The organism is Alloalcanivorax sp. (assembly GCF_964221125.1).
Taxonomy (GTDB): domain Bacteria; phylum Pseudomonadota; class Gammaproteobacteria; order Pseudomonadales; family Alcanivoracaceae; genus Alloalcanivorax; species Alloalcanivorax venustensis.
Map to the genome: position 1 here is coordinate 1 of NZ_CAXPXK010000110.1, position 3,157 is coordinate 3,157.

Genomic DNA, 3,157 nt, shown 5'->3' on the forward strand with positions numbered 1-3,157 from the left:
CGCCACCGTGATACTGGCGCTGCTGTCCGGCGCCTTCCTGATCGCCATGGGGCTGCTGCGCCTGGGCTGGGTCGCCAACCTGCTCAGCCATTCGGTGATCAGCGGCTTTATCACCGCTTCCGGGCTGTTGATCGCCGCCAGCCAGCTTAAGCACCTGCTGGGCATTCCGATGCAAGGCGACACGCTTTGGGAACTGGGACTGTCGGCGTTCCGCGAGGCCGCCAGCGTCAACGGCCCCACCCTGCTGGTGGGCGCCGCCGCCCTGCTCTTCCTGCTGTGGGCGCGCGGCCCGTTGAAGCGGCTGCTGGCACGCACGCCGCTGCCGCCCATGCTCGCCGATCTGCTCGCCAAGGCCGGGCCGGTGCTGGCGGTGATCGGCACCACCGTGGCGGTGGCGGCCGGCGACCTGCAAAGCCAGGGCGTGGCGGTAGTCGGCGCCATCCCCGGCGGCCTGCCGGCGCTGTCGTTGCCGGCGTTCGACGCCGGGGTGTGGGGCCAGCTGGCGCTGCCGGCACTGCTGATCAGCCTGATCGGTTTCGTGGAGTCGGTATCGGTGGCGCAGACCCTGGCCGCCAAGCGGCGCCAACGGATCGACAGCAATGCCGAGCTGATCGGCCTGGGTACCGCCAATCTGGCGTCCGGGGTCAGTGGCGGTTTCCCGGTTACCGGCGGCTTCTCGCGCTCGGTGGTCAATTTCGATGCCGGCGCCCGCAGCCCCATGGCCGGCGTATTCACCGCCGGCGGCATCGCGCTCACAGCGCTGTTTTTCACCCCCTGGTTTTACTACCTGCCCAAGGCCACCCTGGCGGCGACCATCATCGTGGCGGTGCTGGCCCTGGTGGACCTGGGCGCGCTGCGGCGCGCCTGGCGCTACTCCAAGGCGGATTTCACCGCCATGCTGGTGACCCTGGCCGGGGTGCTGCTGGCGGGGGTGGAGATCGGCGTGATCGCCGGGGTGGGCGCGGCGCTGGCGCTGCATTTGTGGCGCACCAGCCAGCCGCACATGGCGGAGCTGGGGCAGATGCCGGGCACCGAGCATTTTCGCAATGTGCGCCGCCACCCGGTGATCACCTCGCCCCGGGTGCTGTCGATCCGGGTGGATGAATCCCTGTACTTCGCCAACGCCCGGCGCACCGAGGACGCCATCTACGACATGGCGCTGAATTGCGACGGCCGCCGCCATGTGGTGCTGCTCTGCTCGGCGATCAACCACATCGACGCCAGCGCCCTGGACAGCCTGGAAAGCCTGAACCGGCGCCTGCTGGACGCCGGCGTCACCCTGCATCTGTCGGAGGTGAAGGGCCCGGTGATGGACCAGCTGAAACGCAGCGACTTTCTCGAACAGCTCAGCGGCGAGGTGTTCATGACCCACTACCAGGCGCTGGCAACGCTCGACCCCGAGACCAGCGAACGGGCCGCCGACGACAAGCCACACGCTTGAAGCGTGCCGCTACCGGAAATAGCGCAAGTAATACCAGATCAGCGCGGCCCACTCGCGCCAGATCACCGGCACCTGCGACAGCGCCCCGGCAGAGGGCGCCCAGGCCGGCTTGGGCAGCGATTCCAGCGCCACCGCCTCGACCCGCAGCCCGTGGCGCTGGAAGCAGAGTATCGCGCGCGGCATGTGGGCGCGGTCGGTGACCACCACCACCGACTTCACCCCCAGAGGCCGCAGCAGGGCGGCGGTGTTGCGGGCGTTTTCCCAGGTGCTGCGGCTGTTCGGTTCGATGTGGGTGCGGGCCTCCGGCCAGACGCGCAGCACTTCCTGCGCCATCATCGCCGCTTCGGAATCGTCCGGGTCGGCGGGGGCGTGGTCCTCGGCGCCGCCGCTTAACACGATCGGCAGGTCGCGCTGCCAGGCCTCGCGCAGCCCGGCCTGGACCCGCCGCAGGCCGGTGGGGTTGAGCCGGTAGTCCTGGCCGTCGCGCTGCCGACCGGCACCCAGCACCACCACCGCGCCCGGGCGCGCACCGGGCTCCTTGGCCGGTAACGGCGGATAGAACTGCCGCACCACCGCCGGCAGGGTGGCGCCGATCAGCACCAGTGCCAGGGCGGCGGTGATCAACATACCGCGCATCCGCTGTCTGCCCGCCTTATGCTCATGTATCCTAGGCCCCTTGCAGATATCATCCCGTTTATTAATTACCCGCTTATCAATTAAGAGAGCCGATGGACGCACAGTATCGCCCCGACCAGGTAGAACAGGAAGCCCAGCAACACTGGGACACCGCCCGCAGTTTCAAGGTCACCGAGCAACCCGGTAAAGAGACCTTCTATTGCCTGAGCATGTTCCCCTACCCGTCCGGCCGGCTACACATGGGCCATGTGCGCAACTACACCATCGGCGACGTGATCAGCCGCTATCAGCGGATGCTGGGCAAGAACGTGCTGCAACCCATGGGCTGGGACGCCTTCGGCCTGCCGGCGGAAAACGCGGCGATCAAGAACAACACCGCGCCGGCGCCCTGGACCTACCAGAACATCGATTACATGCGCGGCCAGCTCAAGCGTCTGGGCTTCGGCTACGACTGGGACCGGGAGCTGGCCACCTGCACGCCGCAATACTACCGCTGGGAGCAGTGGTTCTTCACCAAGCTCTACGAAAAGGGCCTGGTGTATAAAAAGATGTCGACGGTGAACTGGGATCCGGTGGATCAGACCGTACTCGCCAACGAGCAGGTGATCGAAGGGCGCGGCTGGCGCTCCGGCGCTCTGGTGGAACGCAAGGAAATCCCGCAGTGGTTCGTGAAAATCACCGCCTACGCGGACGAACTGCTCAACGACCTGGACCAGCTGGACGGCTGGCCGGAACAGGTCAAGGCGATGCAGAAAAACTGGATCGGCCGTTCCGAAGGGGTGGAGCTGGACTTCGCCATCGAGGGGCCGCGGGGCAATGAACTGCTGCGGGTCTACACCACCCGCCCGGACACCCTGATGGGGGTGAGCTATATGGCGGTGGCCGCCGGCCACCCGCTGGCCAAGGCGGCCGCCGAGCGCGACCCGGAAGTGGCGGCCTTCGTGGACGAATGTCAGCACGCCGGCGTGGCCGAGGCGGACATCGCCACCATGGAGAAGAAAGGCATCTTCACCGGCGTGTATGCCCGGCACCCGATCACCGGCAAGGACGTGCCGGTGTGGGTGGCCAACTTCGTGCTGA

The 3,157-nt window shown here is 67.4% G+C and carries 3 protein-coding genes; 2 read left to right on the plus strand and 1 reads right to left on the minus strand.

Going from position 1 to position 3,157, the window contains the following annotated elements; all coding sequences use genetic code 11:
* Window positions 1-1,441 (plus strand): SulP family inorganic anion transporter (locus tag ACEQZD_RS13285; protein WP_370186069.1); only part of this gene is annotated, 1,441 nt, incomplete at its 5' end.
* A gap of 9 nt (window positions 1,442-1,450) precedes the next feature.
* Here ACEQZD_RS13285 and ACEQZD_RS13290 read toward each other — a convergent pair.
* Window positions 1,451-2,068 (minus strand): YdcF family protein, encoded by a 618-nt coding sequence (locus ACEQZD_RS13290; RefSeq protein WP_142949564.1) that lies wholly within the window; start codon window positions 2,066-2,068, stop codon window positions 1,451-1,453.
* A gap of 101 nt (window positions 2,069-2,169) precedes the next feature.
* Here ACEQZD_RS13290 and ACEQZD_RS13295 point away from each other — a divergent pair.
* Window positions 2,170-3,157: class I tRNA ligase family protein (locus ACEQZD_RS13295; protein ID WP_370186071.1), on the plus strand; the 988-nt coding region annotated here is incomplete at its 3' end.